The organism is Paraburkholderia caribensis (assembly GCF_002902945.1).
In the GTDB taxonomy this organism is placed as follows: Bacteria; Pseudomonadota; Gammaproteobacteria; order Burkholderiales; family Burkholderiaceae; genus Paraburkholderia; species Paraburkholderia caribensis.
Map to the genome: position 1 here is coordinate 1,494,914 of NZ_CP026101.1, position 20,953 is coordinate 1,515,866.

Sequence of the window (20,953 nt, forward strand, 5' to 3'; positions counted from 1 at the left end):
GCCGAAAACCCGCCGCGGTGTCATTCAGTTGTCACGCGCTCGCTATTTATCAATCCCTGTTGCCACGCGCCGTTCAATTTATGGCAGATGTCCAGAAAACCGTGTTGATACGCCACTCGGCGGAACAGATGTTCGACCTCGTCACCGATGTCGCCGACTACCCCAATTTCCTCCCGTGGTGCGGCGGCGTCGAGATCCGCCGCCAGGAGGAAAACCTGATGGAGGCGAAGATCGACATCAATTTCAAGGGCATCAAGCAGCACTTCGCAACGCACAACACGCAAGAGCGGCCGACGCGCATCGACATGAACTTCGCCGACGGCCCGTTCAAGAAGTTCACCGGCTACTGGCGCTTCACGCCGCTGCGCGCGGACGCCTGCAAGATCGAGTTCGCGCTGCACTACGAATTCGCGAACATTCTGCTGGAGAAAATCATCGGTCCGGTGTTCAGCCATATCGCGAACACGTTCGTCGAATCGTTCGTGAAACGCGCCGACCAGCGCTACGGCAAGGCATGAGCACGACATTGACCATCGAGGTCTGCTACGCGCTGCCGCGCGAGCAGACGTTGTTCGAACTTCAGTTGCCACAAGGCACGACGCTCGGCCAGGCCATCGACGCGAGCGGTATCCTCGCCCGACATCCCGCAATCGATCTGACGAAACAGAAGACAGGCGTGTTCGGCAAGCTCAAGCCGCTCGACACCGTGCTGGCCGACCATGACCGCGTCGAAATCTACCGGCCGCTGATCGTCGATCCGAAGCTCGCGCGGCAGCGGCGCGTCGAGAAATCGCGCCAGGAAGGCTCGGTCGAAGGGCGTAAGTGGCTGCACAAGGATTCGCGCTGACGTCGCGCTGAACCTGCGACTGGCAAACGGCAACGGCGCACCGTGTCACGCGGTGCGCCGTTGCCGTTTTTGCGGCCGGCGTTGGTCGCCCGGCCCATGGCGAGCCGCAGCCTAGTGAACGGCCGCCTGAGCCTTTTCTTCGAGCGTCGAGCGGTCCGAATCGTCGTCGGCATGCTGGCGCACCGACCAGCTGACGCCCGCGACCAGCAGCAGGATGGCGGCCATTTCGAGCGGACGGGGCATCCGGTGGTCGTAGATGAACGCGTAGAGCAGCGCGAACAGCGTCTCGAAGACGATCAATTGGCCCGACAGCGTGAGCGGCAGACGCTTGGACGCCGCGTTCCACAGGCCGTTGCCGAGCCACGACGCGCCAATCGCGAGTCCCAGGTTCAGCAGCCAGAACAGATGCCAGCGGGTGTCGACATGCGTCGTATCGACGGCCGACGACGGCAGCACCGCCACTACGAGCCACAGCAGCGCGCCAAGCAGGCCCGTCACGACGCCCCACAGCACCGACCACTCGTTGCCGCTGAAATGCGTATGACGCTGCAGATAGCGCGCGTTTTCGACGGCGAACCAAGTCCAGCAGCCCAGCGCGCCCACAGCGCACGCAATGCCGATCAGCTTGTTCATGATGGTTCCGGGCGTTTCGCCTGCCGTGCCGAACACATCGACATTGATGCACGCGATGCCCGCGACGACGAGCGCAAGCGGCCACGCGAGCCGCGCGAGCGGTACGGCGCCATGGTCGCGCCGTCCCAGCAGCGTCACGGTGACGGGCAGCACGCCGACGATCAGCGAGGACGGCGCAATGCCGACGAGGTGCACGGCGCCCGTCAGCAGCAGGTAGTACAGCAGGTTGCCCGCCAACGCGAGCCTGACGAGCGCGTTCAGGTCTTCGCGCGTGAGCCGGCGCAGCAGCGAGCGCGCGGAAGGCAGCGCGGCCAGCAGCGAGACGACGCCGTACATCGCGTAGCGGCCGGCGCTCAGCAGCACGGGCGAAAAATCGGGCAACAGCCGCGGCACCAGAAACACCATGCCCCATAACGCTCCCGCCAACATCCCATACACGACGCCGCGCTGCATTGCCTTGCCCCGATCGAAAAACTGAAAGTGCGCGAAGCATAGCCGGACGGGCGTCGTCGCGTCTTGTTCGATTCTGCACTTTGCAGCGCTTCGCCTATGCTGAAAAACGCGCTTCGAAGGATGACGGGCAGCGCGTGCGTTCGAACGAGCATACGAAACCGGTTCGAACGCGAGCCGAACGCAGAAGCGAAATCAGACGGTCGTTCGACGCGAAAAAACATTGAAGAATTTCGCTAACTGACTGTTCGCGCAGTGAAAACCGGGGAGGTATCGCGTATAATTCGCTTTTGCGCCTATAGGATTTGCCATGCGTCTGATCCAAAAAGCACTCACGTTCGATGACGTGCTCCTCGTCCCGGCCTTCTCCGACGTTCTGCCGCGCGACACCAGCCTGAAAACCCGGCTGACCCGCAACATCTCCCTGAATATGCCGCTTGTGTCCGCCGCCATGGACACCGTCACCGAAGCTCGCCTCGCCATCGCGATGGCGCAGATGGGCGGCGTCGGCATCATCCACAAGAATCTCACGCCGGCCGAGCAGGCGCGTGAAGTCGCCAAGGTCAAGCGCTTTGAATCGGGTGTCGTGCGCGATCCGATCACGGTTCCGCCGCAAATGAAGGTGAGCGACGTGATCGCGCTGTCGCGCCAGCATGGCATTTCGGGCTTCCCGGTTGTCGAAGGCGCGCAGCTGATCGGCATCGTCACGAACCGCGATCTGCGCTTCGAAACGCGCCTGGACGAGCCGGTGCGCACGATCATGACGCCGCGCGAGCGCCTCGTCACGGTCAAGGAAGGCACGCCGCTCGCCGAAGCGAAAGCGCTGATGCACAGCCACCGCCTGGAGCGCGTGCTGGTCGTCAACGACGCGTTCGAGCTGCGCGGCCTGATGACGGTGAAGGACATCACGAAGCAGACGGAACACCCGGACGCGTGTAAAGACGAGCATGGCAAGCTGCGCGCGGGCGCAGCCGTCGGCGTCGGCGCGGACAACGAAGAGCGCGTGTCGCTGCTGGTGCAGGCGGGCGTGGACGTGATCGTCGTCGATACGGCGCACGGCCATAGCCGCGGCGTGCTGGAGCGCGTGCAGTGGGTCAAGAAGAATTTCCCGCACGTCGAGGTGATCGGCGGCAACATCGCGACGGCTGACGCGGCCAAGGCGCTCGTCGAGTACGGCGCGGACGGCGTGAAGGTCGGCATCGGCCCGGGCTCGATCTGCACGACGCGTATCGTCGCAGGCGTGGGCGTGCCGCAGATCAGCGCGATCGCCAACGTGTCGGCGGCGCTCAAGGGCACGGGCGTACCCGTCATCGCCGACGGCGGCGTGCGCTTCTCGGGCGACGTCAGCAAGGCGCTGGCAGCGGGCGCGAATGCGGTGATGATGGGCAGCATGTTCGCCGGCACGGAAGAATCGCCAGGCGACGTGTTCCTGTATCAGGGCCGCCAGTACAAGTCGTACCGCGGCATGGGTTCCGTCGGCGCGATGAAGGACGGCGCAGCTGACCGCTACTTCCAGGACAACTCCGCGAACATCGACAAACTCGTGCCGGAAGGCATCGAAGGCCGTGTTGCGTACAAGGGCTCGGTCGGCGCGATCCTGTTCCAGCTGATCGGTGGCGTGCGCGCGTCGATGGGCTATTGCGGCTGCCGCACGATCGACGAACTGCACGACAAGGCGTCGTTCGTCGAAATCACGGCGGCGGGCATGCGCGAATCGCACGTGCACGATGTCCAGATCACGAAGGAAGCCCCCAACTACCACGTGGACTAATTGCCGATGAAGCCGCTGCTGCGTGCCGTACTGATCATCGATGCCTTGTTGTTGCTGGCGTTCGGGCTGCTGTTCTTGCTCACGCCGTGGAAATCGCTGTACGACGCGCTGCAGCTGGTGCAGACGGACCCTGCGCTGGTTGGGCAGGGGGCGGGCATTGCGCTGATCGGCCTGGCGTGGCTTGCGCTGCATGCGTCCATCGACGGCGCGATGACGGCGACGACGGCCAAGGTCGTCGGCCATGTGAACTGGCTGACAGGCGTGCTGATGCTGGTCTGGCTGGTCGGGCTGCATACACCGCAGTTGACGGGGTTTGGTCAGCTGGTGGCGGTGCTGACGGGTGTGGTGCTGCTCATTATCGGCCTGGGTGGTGTGAAGCTCTCCAGCGCGGTGAAGCGGCGCGAGCGGCTGGCCGGCACGGCTGCCGCCGAACGCACCGATCGTGTGGCGGCGCGCGAGGCCGAGAACGAGGCGCGCAAGGCCGAGCGTGAGCGTAACGCTGCTCGCCCGGGTGTGGTTTATCCTGCTACCACGGGGCCGCATGTGGAGCCGACACTCGCCGCCACGCCTGCCGTGGGCGCGGCAACGCCTGTGAGTCCCGCGACGGGGCATCCCGTCGAGCCGGGCCTGACGGCGCAACCGCCGCGCGCGACGATGCCCGAAGCGGCCGCCGCCGCGCGTGAAGATGCGTTGGCGCATGAACGCCGGGCCGAAGCCCACCAGGACGCCGCCGCGCGCGAACGCGCCGCAGCCCAGCGCAACGAAGCCGACGCGCGCGCTGCCGAAGCGAAATCGGGCACGCCCCGGCCGCCGTTTCATGGCTGACCCGCGCAAGCTCACGCCCACTGCCGAAACAACTGGAATCCGTCTGCGCAGGTCTTTTATCGCGCTTTTTATCGATCACGGCACGCAGCGATGCGGCGTTCACGCCGCCGTCGCCGCGCAAGCCAATCCGTTTCGAATACAACGCCGTTCTGTCGCGATGCGACCAGCGCGGCTTTCCCTATCCGTTCTTTTTAGATTCCGTCCGCTGCCATGCATGACAAGATCCTGATCCTCGACTTCGGTTCGCAAGTCACCCAACTGATCGCACGCCGCATCCGCGAGGCGCACGTGCTGTCGGAAATCCATCCGCACGACGTCAGCGACGAGTTCATCCGCGAATTCAAGCCGAAGGGCATCATCCTGTCGGGTGGCCCGAACTCGGTGACCGAGAGCGACACGCCGCGCGCGCCGCAAGCGGTGTTCGAAGCAGGCGTGCCCGTGCTCGGCATCTGCTACGGCATGCAGACGATGGCCGAGCAGCTCGGCGGCAAGGTCGAAACGGGCCATTTGCGCGAATTCGGTTACGCGGAAGTGCGCGCGCGCAACCACACGAGTTTCCTCGACGGCATCCAGGACTTCGCGACGTCCGAAGGACACGGCATGCTGAAGGTGTGGATGAGCCACGGCGACAAGGTGCTGGAAATGCCGCAAGGCTTTCAGTTGATGGCGTCGACGGACTCGTGTCCGATCGCGGCGATGGCCGACGAGGCGCGCCACTTCTACGGCCTGCAATGGCACCCGGAAGTCACGCACACGGTGCAGGGCCGCGCGATGCTCGAGCGCTTCGTGCTGAAGATCTGCGGTGCGAAGCCCGATTGGGAAATGGGCAACTACATCGACGAAGCCGTCGAGAACATCCGCAAGCAGGTCGGCGACGAGCATGTGATTCTCGGTCTGTCGGGGGGAGTGGATTCGTCGGTGGCGGCGGCGCTGCTGCATCGCGCGATCGGCGATCAATTGACCTGCGTGTTCGTCGATCACGGCCTGTTGCGTCTGAACGAAGCCGAGCAGGTGATGGCGATGTTCGCCGACAACCTCGGCGTGAAGGTGATCCACGTCGATGCGAGCGAAGCGTTCATGTCGAAGCTCAAGGGCGTGACCGATCCGGAAGCGAAGCGCAAGATCATCGGCGCCGAGTTCGTCGAAGTGTTCCAGGCGGAAGCCGGCAAGCTGACGGACGCGAAGTGGCTTGCGCAAGGCACGATCTACCCGGACGTGATCGAGTCGGCGGGCAAGGGCAAGAAGGCTGCGCATACGATCAAGAGCCACCACAACGTCGGTGGCCTGCCGGAGACGCTGAATCTCAAGCTGCTCGAACCGCTGCGTGAACTGTTCAAGGATGAAGTGCGCGAGCTCGGCGTGAAGCTGGGTCTGCCGCCTTCGATGGTGTATCGCCATCCGTTCCCGGGTCCGGGCCTCGGCGTGCGGATTCTCGGCGAAGTGAAGCGCGATTACGCGGATCTGCTGCGTCGTGCGGACGCGATTTTTATCGAAACGTTGCGCACCTTTATCGACAAGGAAACGGGCAAGTCGTGGTACGACCTGACGAGCCAGGCATTCGCGGTGTTCCTGCCGGTGAAGAGCGTAGGCGTGATGGGCGATGGGCGCACGTATGAGTATGTCGTCGCGCTGCGCGCGGTGCAGACGCTCGACTTCATGACGGCGCATTGGGCGCATCTGCCGCATGATCTGCTCGGCCATGTGTCGAACCGGATCATCAATGAAGTGCGCGGCATCAATCGCGTGGTGTATGACATCTCGGGGAAGCCGCCTGCGACGATTGAGTGGGAGTGATCGGACGCCTGAACGTACCGAAACCTGCAAGCATCAGAATGTTCAAAAGCCCGCGTCAGCGGGCTTTTTTTGCGTCGACTCTTCGCGGTGGCAAATCGTGGAGATTCGAGTTATCGATCGTATCGTTGCGCGTGCTTGCCTAGCTCTTCGAGATCGACGGATGCTGCGAGAAATGCGCCGCAACGCGGCTTGTCCACGAAACGAAGCCAGTGGCTGAACTGGCTGAGAAGGAAGTAGGCAAACATGATGCGCTCCTGTCGTTGAAGGTGGTAACAGGCGCGATTCAGATGGTGTCGAGTGGCGCTCTGTTGATGTTTCAAGAATAGGGACGCGTCAGCGCTGCGCTCGCCGCGTTCGCTTGATGGTGAAACACCAGCCCGATGCCCAATGCCCGCTACCGTTCCCGCTCTGCGTCAGCCAGATCACGCGCCCGCGCCAGCGCAGAAGCGATCGCATCCAGCACGCGCTCGCGCGCCTCGTCATGCTCCTGCCGCAACGCGAACGACGGGTGATACGTCGCGATCACCCGCATGCCGTCGACCTCGATTGGCCGGTCGAGCCAATCGCGCAAGCTGACTTTCTCGCGCAGCAGCGCAGTCAAAGCGGTCGCGCCCAACGTGACGACGACGGCAGGCGTCACGCGCTCCAGTTCGCGTTGGAGCCAGTAGCCGCACGCCTCGATCTCCTGCTGCGCCGCCGTCTTGTGCAGGCGCCGCTTGCCGCGCAGCATCCACTTGAAGTGCTTGACGGCGTTGGTCAGATAAAGATGCTCGCGCCGTAACCCCGCGCGCTCGATCGCCGCATCGAGTAAGCGTCCGGCTGGCCCGATAAACGGCTTGCCCGCGAGATCTTCCTGATCGCCGGGCTGCTCGCCGATCAGCATGATGCGTGCGTCGTCGGGACCGATGCCGTCGACAGCTTGCGTCGCGTGCCGCCACAGCTCGCAGCGCCGGCAAGCGTCGAGCGTCGATGGCTGCGCACGCGCCGGTTGCGCGTCATGTGCATCGACGGGCACGCTCTTGCCGCCCAGCATGCCGACGCCGCGAGCCTGCGCGATCCGTTGCGCGCCGCTCTTCGCTTCACTGATCATCGACGGAATCAGGCGGCCTTCGGGCAATCCTTTCCAGAAGCGCACGGGCATGTGCTGTTCGAGCGCCGTCTCGTTCAGGCGGGCGGGATTGAACGTGCTGCGGTAGTAAGCGAGCCAGAGTGCTTCGGCCTCATCGGCGGTGTGCCTGCAATGATCGCTGGATGACGCAGGGCGGTGTTCGAGCCGCAAGTTTTTGCCATCCCACCACGCGGCGGCATCGGGCGTCGAGATGAGCCACGTCGAACGACCCATGCGGCGCGCGAAATGTTCGGCCGACCACGCGAGCACATCGTGTTCCGGCTCATACCAGGCGACATATTCGGGCTGATCGGGCGCAGGCACATCGTTGCCCGGCTCCCGCAGCCGGAACCGGACATAGGCGATCATGTCGTGCTTCGCGCGTCGCACGGCCTTGGCCATCTTGTACAGACGCGCGCCGTCGCAATCGGCGGCGGACGCGACCGAGCGGTCACCGTCATGCCATCGCCACAGCACGCGGTAGAGAAACGCCCAGCGTGCCGTGTCGCGATAGCATGCCGCGTCCTTCAGCAGTTCGCCGAGTTCGCGAGAAATGCGCACCTTGGCGGGCGCCACTGCCGCGCGCGGCACGCGCGCGCGATCGTCGAACAAGGCGGGCGTGGCTGCGCGATCGTCGTCGGCAATCACACGCCAGTCGATATCCTCGGGCGCCATGCGGCTCGCAAGCGCCTGTAACGCGGCTTCACGCCACGCCTGATAGTCGTCGTCGATCGAGATGATCTGCATGCGCTCGCGCCCGCGTCAAAGCAGCGACAACTGTGTCGGCGGCGGCGTCAGCGCGTGGCGTAAGCGCTGCGTCGACAGGTCGGCATGTGCAGGACGATAGTCGGCTGTTACGACGAATGGCCGCGTCTTGTCCATCGAACAGCGCAGTTGCACGAGATCCTGATAGCGGATGCGCCGCGAGCGCCGCAGTTCCACCAGACGCTTTGCGTTACGCATGCCGATGCCCGGCACGCGGGCGATCATGCGTGCGCTGGCGCGATTCAGATCGACGGGAAAGCGCTCCCGATGATTCAGCGCCCACGCGAGCTTCGGATCGATGTCGAGCGCGAGATTGCCCGGTGTGTCGAACAGTTCGTCGACGCGAAAGCCGTAACCGCGCAGCAGAAAATCCGCCTGATACAGGCGATGCTCGCGCAACAGCGGCGGCGCCTGGGCCGGCAGCGCGGTCGGACTGTCGGGAATGGGGCTGAACGCTGAGTAGTAGACGCGCTTGAGCCGGTAAGCGCCGTATAGCGTCTCAGCCGTTTGCAGGATCGTGCTGTCGCTGGTGTCGTCCGCGCCGACGATCATCTGCGTGCTTTGCCCAGCCGGCGAGAAGCGCGGCGCTTTCGCGTCGCTCCCGGCTTCGTCGCTGGCTAGCCGGATCGAGCTCATGGCGAGGCGGATCGTGCGCGCGCTTTTCTCGGGCGCGAGCCGTTCCAGACTGATTTCGGTCGGCAGTTCGATATTGACGCTCAGGCGATCCGCGTAACGGCCCGCTTGCGCGATCAGTTCCGGGTCGGCGTCGGGAATCGTCTTCAGATGGATATAGCCGCGAAACAGATGGACTTCGCGCAACGACCGTGCGACGCGCACCAGTTGCTCCATCGTGTAGTTCGATGAGCGGATCACGCCGGAGCTGAGAAACAACCCGTCGATGTAATTACGCCGGTAGAAGTCGAGCGTGAGGCTCACGACTTCCTCGGGCGTGAAACGCGCGCGCGGCACATTGCTCGTGCGGCGGTTCACGCAATACTGACAGTCGTACAGGCAAAAATTGGTCAGCAGGATTTTCAGCAGCGACACGCAGCGGCCGTCGGGCGTGAAGCTGTGGCAGATGCCCGCGCCCGTGCTCGCGCCGAGCCCGTCCGCGCCGCGCGAATTGCGCTGCGGCGCGCCGCTGCTCGCACACGACGCGTCGTATTTAGCCGCGTCGGCGAGTATTTCGAGCTTTTTGAGCAGTTCCATAGCAGACGACGATACTGTATATGCGTACAGTATTCTACGCCGTCGCGCGTGGTCTACAAGGCATGTATCGACGCAAACCCCGCGGCCGTCGCGGTTTTGTCCTATTTTCATTGGATAAGGGGAATCACGTTGGCTTCTGCCGTTACATAACTTCACAGCTCGCCAGCGGCACAGTGCAATCATTGCCGCCGCCGGGGCCGAATCGACGAATCGACGTATCGACGGTTCGAAGCCTCCGTTTTTTCGCGGTGAAGGACATGATCGAATGACATCCCAGCCAGATATCGACGAGCGGTACGCGGCAGCCGAGCAAGCCTTTGTCGCGGGTGACCACGACGTGGCGCGTGCATATCTGAACGGTGTCCTGCAAGCGCATCCCGGGCACGCCGCCGCGCTGCATCTGCGCGGCCTCGTCGCGCTCGAAGCGAAAGAGCCGGGCGGCGCGGCGCACTGGATCGAACAGGCGCTGCGCGTGCGGCCCGATCCCATCTTCTACAACAGTCTGAGCGTCGTGCAGATTCGGTCGGGCGCGCTCGCCGAGGGCGCGGCGAGCGCGCAACGCGGCCTCGATCTCGCGCGCAGCGAGCCGTCCGTGTCGATCGATACATCGATTCTCGCCTTCAATCTCGGCGTCGCGCTGCAACTCAACGACGACATGGAAGCGGCAGAGCACGCGTATCGCAGCGTGATCGCAACGAATCCGGCGCACTCCGGCGCGCACAACAACCTCGGTCTCGTGCTGAACGCGCTCGGCGACGTCGAAGCGGCGATCGTGCATCACGGGCGCGCGTATGAACTCGATCCGTCGAATCTCGAAGCACGCAGCAATATCGGCCATATGATGCTTGCGGCCGGGCGATACGAAGAAGCATGGCCGCATTTCGAATATCGCTGGGCCGCGCTCGGCAACAATCGCGGCGAGCGCGGCGCGCGGCCGGCTGAATGGCCCGTGCCGCAATGGCTGGGTGACGCTGCCCCGACCCGCGACGCGCGGCTGTTCATCGTGTACGAGCAGGGACTCGGCGATGCGTTGCAGTTCAGCCGCTTCTTTCCGCTCACGCTCGACCGTTTCTCGACAATCGGCTTCAACTGCCCCAAGCCGCTGCGGCGGCTCTTCGAGGATTCGTTCGGCGAGCGCTATCCGCAGTTGCGACTGGTGGACGACGTGCCCTCCGACTGGCGCGACTGGGACTGCTATTCGCCGATGCTTTCGCTGCCGATGGCGCTCGGCATCGGCTTGCAGAACCTCGGCTCGGCGCCGTCGCGCTATCTGCGCGCCGACCCGCAGCGCGCCGCGTACTGGCGCGCGCGTCTCGCGGACGTCGCGCCGCAAGGTGTGCCGCGCATCGGCATGGTGTGGGCGGGCGGCAAGATCAACGCGCATATGGACAGGATGCGCAGCATCGCGCCTGCGCAGATCGAGCGGCTGCTTGCATGGCCGCGCGCACAGTGGATCAGCTTGCAGAAGGCAGACGATGCGTCGAAGGAACTCGCTTGCGTGCCCCGTCCCAACGTGACCGACTGGATGAACGAGATCGCGGATTTCGCCGACACGGCAGCGCTCGTCGAGCCGCTCGATCTGGTGATCGCGGTCGATACATCGGTCGCGCATCTCGCCGCCGCGATGGGCAAGCGCGTGTGGCTGCTCAATCGCTACGCGGGATGCTGGCGGTGGCTGCGTGAGCGCACGGATAGCCCCTGGTATCCCGGCATGCGGCTCTTCAATCAGTCGGAGCGCGGCAACTGGGTCGACGTGCTGTCGAATCTGATCGACGCGCTGGAAGCGGAATTTCCGGCGCGCGCATAAATGGCAGAACACAAAGCGAAACGCGGCGCATTGTATGCGCCGCGTTTTCTCGCACGCTATTCGTTCAGATCGCCACTTCGGGCGGCGCCTGGCGGAACAGGCGCGTGATCCAGCACAGATACGCGATACCCAGCACGAACCACGCCGCGCCGAGCACGAGCGCCGTCTTTTCGAGGCTCGCGAGCAGCCAGATATCGGCCACCGCGCCGATCAGCGGAAACACCAGTCCGCCGAGCAGGCCGATCTTGCGCTCGCCATGATTGCCCGACAGATACACGCGAATCACGCACAGGTTGACGGCCGTGAACGCGAGGAACGCGCCGAAGTTGATGAACGACGTCGACGTGGCCACATCGAGCTTCAGCGCGATCAATCCGACGATGCCCGCAATCGCGATGTTGATCGCCGGCGTCTTGAAGCGCGGATGGATGTAGCCGAAAAAACGCTTCGGCAGGATTTCATCGCGGCCCATCGCATACAGCAGACGGCCGACGCTCGCCTGCGCCGAGATGCCCGATGCGAACTGCGCGAGAATCAGCCCCGCGAGAAACACGGTCACGAAAATATCGCCGCCGATCATCTTCGCGACTTCGAACGCGGCCGAGTCCGTGTCCTTGAACTCGACGCCGGGGTGCGCCAGCTGCATCGTGTACGCGGCAATCACGAAAATCGCGCCGCCGATCAGCGCGATCAGCAGGATGGCGCGCGGCATGTTCTTCTTCGGATCGATGGTTTCTTCCGTCAGCGTCGACACGGCATCGAAGCCGAGATACGAATAGGCGGCAATCGCGGCGCCCGCCATCGTCGCGCCGAGCGGCACATGCGGCTTGAAGAACGGTTCGGCCATCGCGATGCCGCCCGGCCCGGCCGCCGCCGATGCATAGTGCCAGCACAAGGCGACGAACATCGCGACGATCGCCAGTTGCACGACCATCAGCACGATATTGAAACGCGCAGCCAGCTCGATCCCGACGATGTTCAGCCCGCTGGTCAGCACGATGAACGCGACGATCCAGATCCACGACGGCACATGCGGAAACGCCGCGTTCAGATACGCGGCGCCGATCAGCCAGATCACCATCGGCAGGAAGAAATAGTCGAGCAGCGTCGCCCAGCCGATCAGGAAGCCCAGGTGCGCGTTGAAGGTCTTGCGCGTGTACGTGTACGCCGAGCCGGCGACGGGGAAGAGGCGCGCGAGCTTGCCGTAGCTGAGCGCCGTGAAGGCGATCGCGATCAGCGCGAGCAGATAGGCGAGGGCGGCTGTGTCGTCGCTGGCCTTGGCGAGTACGCCGTAGGTGCCGTAGACGATCAGCGGCGCCATATAGGCGAGACCGAACAGCAACACGGACGGCAAGCCGAGCGTGCGCTTCAGGTGCGACGGTTCATGGGATGACGACGCTTGCATGATTTCTCCTAAAGCCAGGCCGATAGCGATGGCCGATATGGATGTCTTCTGGATGCCTTATGGTGCCGGGCACTCGCCGTACGGCTGGCATTTCGACGGGCGTGGGCGCGCCCGCGCAGGGCGCGCTCGGCCCCGTGCGGTGCGTCCGGACAGACTGCTAAAAAAAGCGTTCAGTCGGTGCGGCGGCGGCGCGCTTCGACCATCAGCGCGCGATGGCCGTTCGACTGTTCGACGGGCACGAGGCCAAGCGGCACGCGTGCGTCGTGCAGATAGTTGTAGTGCTCGCGACTCGCTTCGAGCCGCTTGAAATCGACGGTGGCCTTCGTCACCGTCTCGTCGCCACCCAGTTCGAGCACGGTTTCCCCGAACGGATCGATCAGTGCGGAGAGGCCGGGGAACGTCAGATTGTCGTCGCCGGAACCGCAGCGGTTCACCATCAGCGCGAACATCTGGTTTTCCATTGCGCGCGCTGTGATTGCGCGTCGATGCACGGGGCCGAACGGGTCCATGTTGCCGTTGGTGACGATCAGCAGATCGGCGTCGAGCGCGGCGACGGCGCGCGCCGATTCGGGAAATTCGATGTCGTAGCAGATCAGCAAGCCCACCGTCAGGCCGTTCCACACGCAGGTCTCGAAGCGGTCGCCCGGCGTGAACACGCCTACATCCGATGCCCACAGATGCGTCTTGCGATAGCGCAGCACGATGTCACCGCGTTCGTCGACGAGCACTGTCGTGTTGTAGAACTGCTTGCCGTCACGTTCGGCGAGGCCTACTGCGACGGCTACGCCTTGTTGCCGGGCCGCGTCGCGCACGGCGGACAGGGCGGGGCCATCGAGCGTCTGCGCGACGTCGGCGACGTTCTCGCGCGTCGGAAAGCCCGACAGCGTGGTTTCGGGGAACACGATCAGTTTCGTGCCGCCCGCTGCGTCGGCGCTTCCGATCGTCTCGACGACCTTGCGCGTGTTGTGCGCGACGACGCCGTCGATCAGCGTGAGTTGCGCCAGTTCTACCTGCATGGTGTTGCCTCCTTCCAGATGCCTTTCAGCGGTGCGCGGTGTGCGTCGCGCATCCGTATTGCCTGCGATTCTCGTGCCGCGCGGAACGGTGCGTGCGCCGCCCGCTCTCGTAGTGAGGCCGATTATCAGGGTATTATTTTTGTCCTGAAATTACCCACGAGGGTTACCCTCACCGGAGGACACGATGGACTTCGAATGGCGAGATCTCGCTTTTCACCGGGAGATCGGCTCGGCCATCGACGCCCTCGATGGTCCGCATTTCTGGGCGCGGCTGACGCGGGTGCTCGAACGGCACATCGGTTTCGACAGCTGGGTTGCGCTGCGCTTCAAGCGCGATGCCGCGCCGCTCGTGCTCGCCGAGCAGGCCATGCCCGACGGCAAGATCGACCTGATGTTCCAGGATTATCTGGCCGCGCTCTACCAGCTCGATCCGTTTTATCTTGCCGCGTTCGAAACGCAGGCGTCGGGCTTCTACACGCTCGCCGACGTCGCGCCCGACAACTTCCGGATGACCGAGTACTACCAGCGCTACTTCAAGAAGAATATCGTCGGCGACGAGGTGCATTTCAATGTCGTGATCGATCGCGATCACACTATGGGCTTCTCGCTCGGCAAGACGAGCCGTTACGACGAGCGCGAGACCGCGTTGCTCACGTTGTATTCGCCGTGGGTGCTCGCGTTGATGCAGCAGCGCTTGCGCTTCGAGAAATTCGTCGGCGAAGAAGAGCCGCGCGCGGCCGGGAACGATGAGGCGGATCTGCACGCGCGCTTCGGCATGCTGACGGGCAAGAACGGGCGCGGCGCATTGACCGCACGCGAGATCGAAGTGGCGATGCTGTCGCTAAGCGGCTTCTCGTCGCGCGCGATCGCGGAGAAACTGTCGATCTCGTTCGAAACGGTGCGCGCGCACAAGAAGCACATCTACGCGAAGCTCGGCGTCGGATCGCAGTCCGAACTGTTTGCGATGTTTTACGAGCCGGGAAGAACGGTCGAACCGGAGTGAATTTCGCGCGCTGCTTCGATTGCTCGTGATCGAAGCAGCGCGCGGCGCACGGTGCTAGCCGCGCGGGCGTGCGTCGAGTTCGTGGTCTGGTGACGGCGCAGGCGGCTCAATAGCGGTCGAGCCGGTTGCCCGCGACACGCACGCGATCACCAGGATGCAAGTCGCCGGGTGAGCCGACATCGAAAGCGCGCACGGAGCCGTCGTTCAGTTGCACCGAAATGCGGTAGCCGCCCGGCGACGACGCGCCCGCCTGCTGCCCCAGCTGGTTGCCCGCGACGGCGCCGCCCAGCACGCCGATCGCAGTCGCCGCATCGCGTCCGTGGCCGCGCCCGAACTGGTTGCCGATCACGCCGCCGACCACCGCGCCGATCACCGTGCCCGCCACACCGCCCGCCGTCACGGCGCCGGGATTCGCAAGCGGTTGGATCGACGAGACGACACCGTATTGCTCGCCATAGCCCTGTTGCGGCTGCTGATATGCCTGGCCGTTTTGCCAGTCTGACTGATCGGAGCCGGGCTGTTGATACTGCGGCTGCTGCGCATACGGCTGCTGATAGGGCTGTTGATAAGGCTGCTGATACTGCGGCTGCTGCACGTAGCCGGGCTGCGAATAGACGGGTTGCGCCGGTTGTGCGTAGGCCGGTTGCGTGGCGTACGTCGAGCCATAACTCGCGCCATACGGCGAATTGCCAGGGACGACGCAGCCGGCGAGCGGCAGCGTCACGCAGAGCGCGATCAGCGTCGTTCGAACGAGAGGGCGAGCAAAACGTGTGTGGGTCATGTTACGTGATTGTCGTGATGCCACCGGGTGTGGCCGCGACGAGTATAGGGAAACGCGCATCGCTCGTGATGCGCGGCCTGCGTAACAGTATGTAAATTGCGCGTCCGATAAAAACGCCTGGCGACACAGTGAGGCGCGGGCCGGAGGTGGGTCAGACGATCGCGTGACAAGTGAAGTCAGAAGCGAAAACCGGTGCCGACGCCGCAGCTGCCGCCAACGCCGCCGCTGCCCCCGCCGACATTGCAAAACACGCCGCAGCCGGACAACGCCAGCGACAGTGCGACGCCCGTTACAAACATCGTCGCGTACCAGCCGACGCGGCGGCGAATCGCGCCCGGCATCCGCGAGCGGCGGGCGGCGGCGCGCTTCTGCTGAATCGAGACGATGGCGGGAGTGGTATTTCGATGGGACATGACGGGGCCGGAAGATCTGAAAAGCCGACAACCATATCTGCGCCTGGAATGCCAGCAAATACGATAAATCCTAATCTTGGGTGTGTCCTCTAGGCGTCTGACAAATCCATTTCGCAGCGTCCTGATAAAATGTCAGAGCCGCAACGTAGTGGACTGCAAATGAAATTGCTTGATGCACTTGTCGAACAACGGATTGCCGCCGCGGCTGCGCGCGGCGAGTTCGATGATTTGCCGGGAACCGGCGCGCCGCAGGTTCTCGATGACGACGCCCTGGTGCCCGAGGAAGTTCGAGTAGCGAACCGCATTCTGAAGAATGCGGGCTTCGTGCCGCCCGCCGTCGAACAATTGCGAGCGCTGCGCGATCTGCAAAACGAACTGGATGCCGTCAGCGACCGCAACAGCCGCTGCCGCCTGCAAGCGAAGATGCTGGCTCTCGATATGGCACTGGAATCGCTGCGCGGCGGGCCGATGGTGATGCCGCGCGAGTACTGCCGCCGGATCGCGGAGCGCCTGTACGAGCGGGTCGCGGACGAGCCGGCCGCCGGCGCGGGGCCGGCGTGAACACCGGCCCCGCGCCGGCTGTTTTGCCGTCTGCCGTTTCCGTTTCATCTGAAGATTCAGGCGGCGCACTCTGCTCGAACGTGAGCGATGCGAACGCCGACACGCCCGAACCCGCCCCCATTAGCGAACGCGATCGCCGCTTCATGGCGCTCGCGCAGGCTGCCGCCGAAGAGGCGCGCGCCGCCGGCGAGGTGCCTGTCGGCGCGGTGCTGGTCTGCGGCGACGAAGTGATCGCAAAGGGGTTCAATCATCCCATCGGCGGCCACGATCCTTCGGCGCACGCCGAAATGGCCGCACTGCGCGCCGCCGCGCAGAAGCTCGAAAATTACCGGCTGCCGGGGTGCGAGCTCTATGTGACGCTGGAGCCTTGCCTGATGTGCGCGGGCGCGATCATGCACGCGCGCATCGCACGCGTCGTGTACGGCGCGCGCGACCCGAAGACGGGTGCATGCGGCAGCGTCGTCGATGCGTTCGCGAATCCGCAACTGAACCATCACACGACCGTGACGGGCGGCGTGCTCGCAGACGAGTGTGGCGCCGCGTTGCGCTCGTTTTTCGCCGACCGCCGGCGCGCCGCGCGGGAAGCACGGGCTGCGGCCGCATCGAGCAATGCATCGGACGCGGCCGATCCGCGCCCGGACACCAACCCGACCCACTGACTTGCCACTTCATATGGCCAAGCACCGCACCATCGAACTGATCGCGCCTTCCGGCTATCCACACGATCCGAACGCGGTTCATGTCGCGCTGAAGCGCTTGCGTGCGCAAGGGCATCACGTCGAGAACGTCAGCGCGACGCAGCGGCGCTTTCAGCGGTTCGCCGGCACGGATGGCGAGCGCGCGGCTGAACTCAATCGTCTCGCGGACCCATCGCGCGAACTGCCCGATATCGTGCTCGCCGTGCGCGGCGGGTACGGCGCGGTGCGGCTCCTGCATGGGCTCGACTATCGCGGCTTGCAGCGCCGCCTGGGCGACCAGCCGATCGCCTTTTGCGGCCACAGCGATTTCACGGCGCTGCAGCTGGCGCTGCTGTCGCAGGCGAACGTGAAGACCTTCGGCGGCCCGATGCTCGCCGTCGACTTCGGCGCCGAAAGCGTCAGCGATTTCACGATGAAGCATTTCTGGCACGCGCTGACTTCGGAGACGTTCACGATCTCCAGCACGGCCCCCCAGTCGCAAACCTTCGACGTGACGGGCACGCTGTGGGGCGGCAATCTGGCCGTGATCGCATCGCTGGTCGGCTCGCCTTACATGCCGCCTGTGGAAGGCGGCATCCTGTTTGTCGAGGACGTGAACGAGCAGCCGTTCCGGATCGAGCGGCTGATCTATCAGCTGCATCTCGCGGGCATTCTGGAGCGGCAACAGGCGCTCGTGCTCGGCGATTTCTCGGGCGGCAAGCCATTCGACTACGACAACGGCTACGATCTGCGCGCGATGGTCGAGCAGGTGAGGTCGGTGATCGGCATTCCGATCGTGACGGGCCTTCAGTTTGGCCATATTCCCGATATGGTCACGCTGCCCGTCGGCGCCGAAGCGCGGCTCGTCGCGGGCGCGCGTGGGTTCAAGCTGACGGTTTCGGGGCATCCCGTGCTCGACTGAAGGTTGCGTTCCCCTTTCACATCCGCGAAGGCGAGGCAACTCGCCTTTGTGTTTCAGCATTGAATGCAACTAACGGTCTAGTTCCACCGATACCTCCTAATCCGGTCACGTCAGCGCAAACCCCGATTTTGTTGACAAAATAGTCTGCAAGACAGCGATCGATCGAACTGCGCCGATGCGCTGAAAACGAGCGGGGACAACGCCTTCGCCAGATTTGGGATCATTTTGAGCACGGCAGTCCAAACCAGAATTGTCGTAAATCGACCCGCAAAATTGTTGACAATATTTATGTCCGTCCTAAGATGGACCCCATAACAGCAAGCTCATCATGTCCGAGACACCCAACGCCACCGCGAGCAGTACGAAACCCGAAGCGATCGCCGAGCGCATCCGCGCCGCGATCCTCGAGCATCGGCTCGCGCCTGGCGCGAAATTGACGGAAGCCCAGTTGTGCGAAGTATTCGGCGTCAAGCGCGGACCGATCCGCCAGGCGCTGGCTCTGCTGTCCACTGACCACCTGGTCGACCTCGAGCCGAACCGCGGCGCGTTTGTCGCGAGTCCGTCGCTGCAGGAAGTGCATGAAGTGTTCGAGATGCGCCGGATCATCGAACTGGCCGTCGTCGACAAGATTTGCGCGAGCCAAGGCTCGCGGCGATTGAAGAACATTGGCGGGATGATCGCGCGGGAGCGCAGGGCGTTCGAATCGCGCGATTTTCCGGCGTGGATCAGACTGTCGGGCGAGTTCCATACGGAGCTCGCGTCGTTGACAGGCAATACGGTGCTGTGCGATTGCCTGAACGGCCTGGTCGCGCGCTCGACGCTGATCTCGGCGCTGTACGAATCGCTGGGCCGCAGCCCGTGTTCGTTCGAAGACCATGAAGCGATTCTCGCCGCGCTCGACGCCGGCGACGCGAAAACAGCAGGCGCGTTGATGTCGCGTCACTTGCAGAGCGTTGAGTTGAAGATGCTGGATCGGCCAGCTAGCGGTGGGACCGATCTGCACGAAGTGTTCGGCACGCGCGCGCCCAGAGCCGCAGCCGGCTGACACGCTGATGGATTGTCGAAGTGCAAGCCTGACGCACGCCCGCGCTCGCTGGCGGTGCGCGCTGCACTGAAGTGAACGGAGCTTGAACAGAAAGTCGACCCAAACGTCGATCGCTACCCCATCCGATACGCGCCGCACCCGGCACGTGTCGAGACCGAAAGACCGTACGGCGAGGGACGCCCATCAGGCGGCCACGCTCACGCGGCGAAGCCCTGCAGGCATTCGCGGAAAGTGCGCAGGGCCATCAAAACAAGTACGTAAGTACGGAGACATCCGCGGCAACCTGTAAGCGATACGCATGCGAGCCAGCCACATAGTGGGCCGGCCGTGCGCCTGGCATACACGATGCAATGCTCGTCGATTCCCGTCGGCGTTCCCATCTTAGGAGGAATCCATGGCTCAGTTCAGTGCAGCACCGGATAGTTCGGCAATCCCCGATTACGAGAGCAGCGAACAAGGCGCTCATGCGCTGCCCGCAGGCTACAGCGAACGCCTCTACAACGAAGACCTCGCGCCGTTGAAGCATCAGACGTGGGGCGCCTATAACATCTTCGCGTTCTGGATGTCGGACGTGCACAGTGTTGGCGGTTACGTGTTCGCGGGGAGTCTCTTCGCGCTCGGGCTGACGAGCTGGCAGGTGCTGATCGCGCTGCTCGTCGGCATTACGCTTGTCAACGTGCTGTGCAACATGATCGCCAAGCCGAGCCAGCAGAACGGCGTGCCGTATCCCGTTGCGTGCCGTGCGACCTTCGGCGTGCTGGGCGCCAACGTTCCCGCTGTGATCCGCGGCCTGATTGCGGTTGCGTGGTATGGCATCCAGACGTATCTCGCGTCGAGCGCGCTCGTGATCGTCGTGCTCAAGTTCTTTCCACAGCTGCTGCCCTACGCAGATGTGCATCACCACGGCTTCATGGGCCTGTCGACGATAGGCTGGGCCGGCTTCATGCTGCTGTGGGTGCTGCAGGCACTCGTGTTCTGGAACGGCATGGAGACGATCAAGAAGTTCATCGACTTCGCGGGTCCCGCCGTGTACGTGGTGATGTTCATCCTCGCTGGTTACATGATCTGGCGCGCGGGCTGGAAGAACATCGGCATCAATCTGGGCGGCGTGAAGTATCACGGCATGGAAGTGATCCCGGTGATGATCACGGCGATCTCACTCGTGGTGTCGTACTTCTCCGGCCCGATGTTGAACTTCGGCGACTTCTCGCGTTATGGCAAGAGCTTCCGCAGCGTCAAGCGCGGCAACTTCTGGGGCTTGCCCGTCAACTTCCTCGCGTTCTCGCTGGTGACGGTCGTCACGACGGCTGCGACGCTGCCCGTGTTCGGCGAACTCATTACGGATCCCGTCGAAACGGTGGGCCGCATCGACTATCCGACAGCCGTGATTCTCGGTGCACTGACGTTCACGATCGCGACTATCGGCATCAACATCGTCGCGAACTTCGTTTCGCCCGCATTCGACTTCTCGAACGTGGCGCCGAAGCTCATCAGCTGGCGTGCAGGCGGCATGCTCGCTGCAGTGGCATCGATTTTCATCACGCCGTGGAACCTGTTCAACAACCCGGCTGTGATCCATTACACCCTCGACGTGCTTGGCAGCTTCATCGGACCTTTGTACGGCATCCTGATCGTCGATTTCTTCCTAGTGAAGCGTCAGAAGATCGTGCTCGACGATCTGTACACGGTGTCGGAAAAGGGTTCGTACTGGTATCGCAATGGCGTGAACTATCGTGCAGTCGGTGCCTTGCTGCCGGCTGCAGTGATCGCGGTGATCTGCGTGATGGTGCCGTCGCTGAACGCTCTCGCGAACTTCTCGTGGTTCATCGGTGCGGGACTCGGTGCAGTGTTCTACAGTGTATTGGCTCGCGATCTGCCGCGCGGTGCATAAGAGTTCATCAAAGCGTGCAAGCAATATCTT

20 protein-coding genes are annotated in these 20,953 nt (G+C 63.7%); 12 read left to right on the plus strand and 8 right to left on the minus strand.

Features of this window, described 5'->3' with window-relative positions; all coding sequences use genetic code 11:
- Positions 1 to 80: 80 nt before the first annotated feature.
- Both C2L66_RS06635 and C2L66_RS06640 read left to right on the plus strand, forming a co-directional pair.
- Positions 81 to 518 carry a type II toxin-antitoxin system RatA family toxin gene (locus tag C2L66_RS06635; RefSeq protein ID WP_035990853.1) on the plus strand — a complete coding sequence of 146 codons (438 nt, stop codon included), beginning with the start codon at positions 81 to 83 and terminating at the stop codon, positions 516 to 518.
- Positions 515 to 847, plus strand: a complete 333-nt coding sequence (locus C2L66_RS06640) for an RnfH family protein (RefSeq protein ID WP_060601256.1) — start codon at positions 515 to 517, stop codon at positions 845 to 847. The genes C2L66_RS06635 and C2L66_RS06640 overlap by 4 nt, the downstream gene beginning before the upstream one ends.
- A 111-nt stretch (positions 848 to 958) precedes the next feature.
- On the opposite strand, the gene C2L66_RS06645 is transcribed toward C2L66_RS06640, so the two are convergent.
- On the minus strand, positions 959 to 1,933 hold the full coding sequence (locus tag C2L66_RS06645; RefSeq protein WP_060601253.1) for a DMT family transporter: 975 nt from the start codon (positions 1,931 to 1,933) through the stop codon (positions 959 to 961).
- 307 nt (positions 1,934 to 2,240) lie between these two features.
- Between C2L66_RS06645 and guaB the strand changes: the two genes are divergently transcribed.
- The 3 genes from guaB to guaA all read left to right on the plus strand — a co-directional run bounded on the left by guaB (position 2,241) and on the right by guaA (position 6,320).
- Positions 2,241 to 3,701, plus strand: a complete 1,461-nt coding sequence (gene guaB, locus C2L66_RS06650) for an IMP dehydrogenase (RefSeq protein WP_054934486.1) — start codon at positions 2,241 to 2,243, stop codon at positions 3,699 to 3,701.
- Positions 3,702 to 3,707: 6 nt separating this feature from the next.
- Entirely contained in the window at positions 3,708 to 4,526 is an 819-nt protein-coding gene (locus C2L66_RS06655; RefSeq protein WP_060601250.1) for a hypothetical protein, read from the plus strand.
- A 210-nt stretch (positions 4,527 to 4,736) separates the two neighbouring features.
- Positions 4,737 to 6,320 (plus strand): glutamine-hydrolyzing GMP synthase, encoded by a 1,584-nt coding sequence (guaA, locus tag C2L66_RS06660; protein ID WP_060601247.1) that lies wholly within the window; start codon positions 4,737 to 4,739, stop codon positions 6,318 to 6,320.
- A gap of 110 nt (positions 6,321 to 6,430) precedes the next feature.
- Here the strand turns inward: guaA and C2L66_RS42130 are convergent, their stop codons facing one another.
- From C2L66_RS42130 to C2L66_RS06670, 3 genes are all read right to left on the minus strand, one after another.
- Positions 6,431 to 6,565 carry a hypothetical protein gene (locus tag C2L66_RS42130; protein WP_257722136.1) on the minus strand — a complete coding sequence of 45 codons (135 nt, stop codon included), beginning with the start codon at positions 6,563 to 6,565 and terminating at the stop codon, positions 6,431 to 6,433.
- 149 nt (positions 6,566 to 6,714) lie between these two features.
- Positions 6,715 to 8,175, minus strand: a complete 1,461-nt coding sequence (locus C2L66_RS06665) for a UdgX family uracil-DNA binding protein (RefSeq protein ID WP_060601244.1) — start codon at positions 8,173 to 8,175, stop codon at positions 6,715 to 6,717.
- A 15-nt stretch (positions 8,176 to 8,190) separates the two neighbouring features.
- Complete coding sequence (locus C2L66_RS06670) at positions 8,191 to 9,402, minus strand: putative DNA modification/repair radical SAM protein (protein ID WP_060601241.1); 1,212 nt, start codon at positions 9,400 to 9,402, stop codon at positions 8,191 to 8,193.
- 265 nt (positions 9,403 to 9,667) lie between these two features.
- Here C2L66_RS06670 and C2L66_RS06675 point away from each other — a divergent pair, with 265 nt between their 5' ends.
- Positions 9,668 to 11,209 carry a tetratricopeptide repeat protein gene (locus tag C2L66_RS06675; protein WP_060601239.1) on the plus strand — a complete coding sequence of 514 codons (1,542 nt, stop codon included), beginning with the start codon at positions 9,668 to 9,670 and terminating at the stop codon, positions 11,207 to 11,209.
- 64 nt (positions 11,210 to 11,273) lie between these two features.
- On the opposite strand, the gene C2L66_RS06680 is transcribed toward C2L66_RS06675, so the two are convergent.
- Both C2L66_RS06680 and C2L66_RS06685 read right to left on the minus strand, forming a co-directional pair.
- The gene (locus tag C2L66_RS06680; RefSeq protein ID WP_060601236.1) at positions 11,274 to 12,614 is read right to left on the minus strand and encodes an APC family permease; all 1,341 of its coding nucleotides are present in this window, start codon (positions 12,612 to 12,614) and stop codon (positions 11,274 to 11,276) included.
- 170 nt (positions 12,615 to 12,784) lie between these two features.
- Complete coding sequence (locus C2L66_RS06685; RefSeq protein WP_060601234.1) at positions 12,785 to 13,630, minus strand: carbon-nitrogen hydrolase family protein; 846 nt, start codon at positions 13,628 to 13,630, stop codon at positions 12,785 to 12,787.
- A 184-nt stretch (positions 13,631 to 13,814) separates the two neighbouring features.
- On the opposite strand from C2L66_RS06685, the gene C2L66_RS06690 reads away from it, so the two are divergent.
- Positions 13,815 to 14,633 carry a response regulator transcription factor gene (locus tag C2L66_RS06690; RefSeq protein WP_054934497.1) on the plus strand — a complete coding sequence of 273 codons (819 nt, stop codon included), beginning with the start codon at positions 13,815 to 13,817 and terminating at the stop codon, positions 14,631 to 14,633.
- Between the two features lie 106 nt (positions 14,634 to 14,739).
- On the opposite strand, the gene C2L66_RS06695 is transcribed toward C2L66_RS06690, so the two are convergent.
- The gene (locus tag C2L66_RS06695; RefSeq protein ID WP_060601232.1) at positions 14,740 to 15,414 is read right to left on the minus strand and encodes an outer membrane lipoprotein; all 675 of its coding nucleotides are present in this window, start codon (positions 15,412 to 15,414) and stop codon (positions 14,740 to 14,742) included.
- A 176-nt stretch (positions 15,415 to 15,590) separates the two neighbouring features.
- Positions 15,591 to 15,827, minus strand: a complete 237-nt coding sequence (locus C2L66_RS06700) for a hypothetical protein (protein WP_060601229.1) — start codon at positions 15,825 to 15,827, stop codon at positions 15,591 to 15,593.
- 159 nt (positions 15,828 to 15,986) lie between these two features.
- Here C2L66_RS06700 and C2L66_RS06705 point away from each other — a divergent pair, with 159 nt between their 5' ends.
- The 5 genes from C2L66_RS06705 to C2L66_RS06725 all read left to right on the plus strand — a co-directional run bounded on the left by C2L66_RS06705 (position 15,987) and on the right by C2L66_RS06725 (position 20,923).
- A complete protein-coding gene (locus C2L66_RS06705; RefSeq protein WP_060602705.1) occupies positions 15,987 to 16,388 on the plus strand; it encodes a DnaJ family domain-containing protein in 402 nt (133 codons plus the stop codon).
- A gap of 80 nt (positions 16,389 to 16,468) precedes the next feature.
- Positions 16,469 to 17,047, plus strand: coding sequence for a tRNA adenosine(34) deaminase TadA (gene tadA / locus C2L66_RS06710; protein ID WP_224101588.1), 579 nt, complete (start codon positions 16,469 to 16,471; stop codon positions 17,045 to 17,047).
- 13 nt (positions 17,048 to 17,060) lie between these two features.
- On the plus strand, positions 17,061 to 17,987 hold the full coding sequence (ldcA, locus tag C2L66_RS06715; protein ID WP_060601226.1) for a muramoyltetrapeptide carboxypeptidase: 927 nt from the start codon (positions 17,061 to 17,063) through the stop codon (positions 17,985 to 17,987).
- Between the two features lie 328 nt (positions 17,988 to 18,315).
- On the plus strand, positions 18,316 to 19,032 hold the full coding sequence (locus tag C2L66_RS06720; protein ID WP_054934501.1) for a GntR family transcriptional regulator: 717 nt from the start codon (positions 18,316 to 18,318) through the stop codon (positions 19,030 to 19,032).
- A gap of 394 nt (positions 19,033 to 19,426) precedes the next feature.
- The gene (locus tag C2L66_RS06725) at positions 19,427 to 20,923 is read left to right on the plus strand and encodes an NCS1 family nucleobase:cation symporter-1 (RefSeq protein WP_054934502.1); all 1,497 of its coding nucleotides are present in this window, start codon (positions 19,427 to 19,429) and stop codon (positions 20,921 to 20,923) included.
- The last annotated feature ends 30 nt before the right edge of the window (positions 20,924 to 20,953 follow it).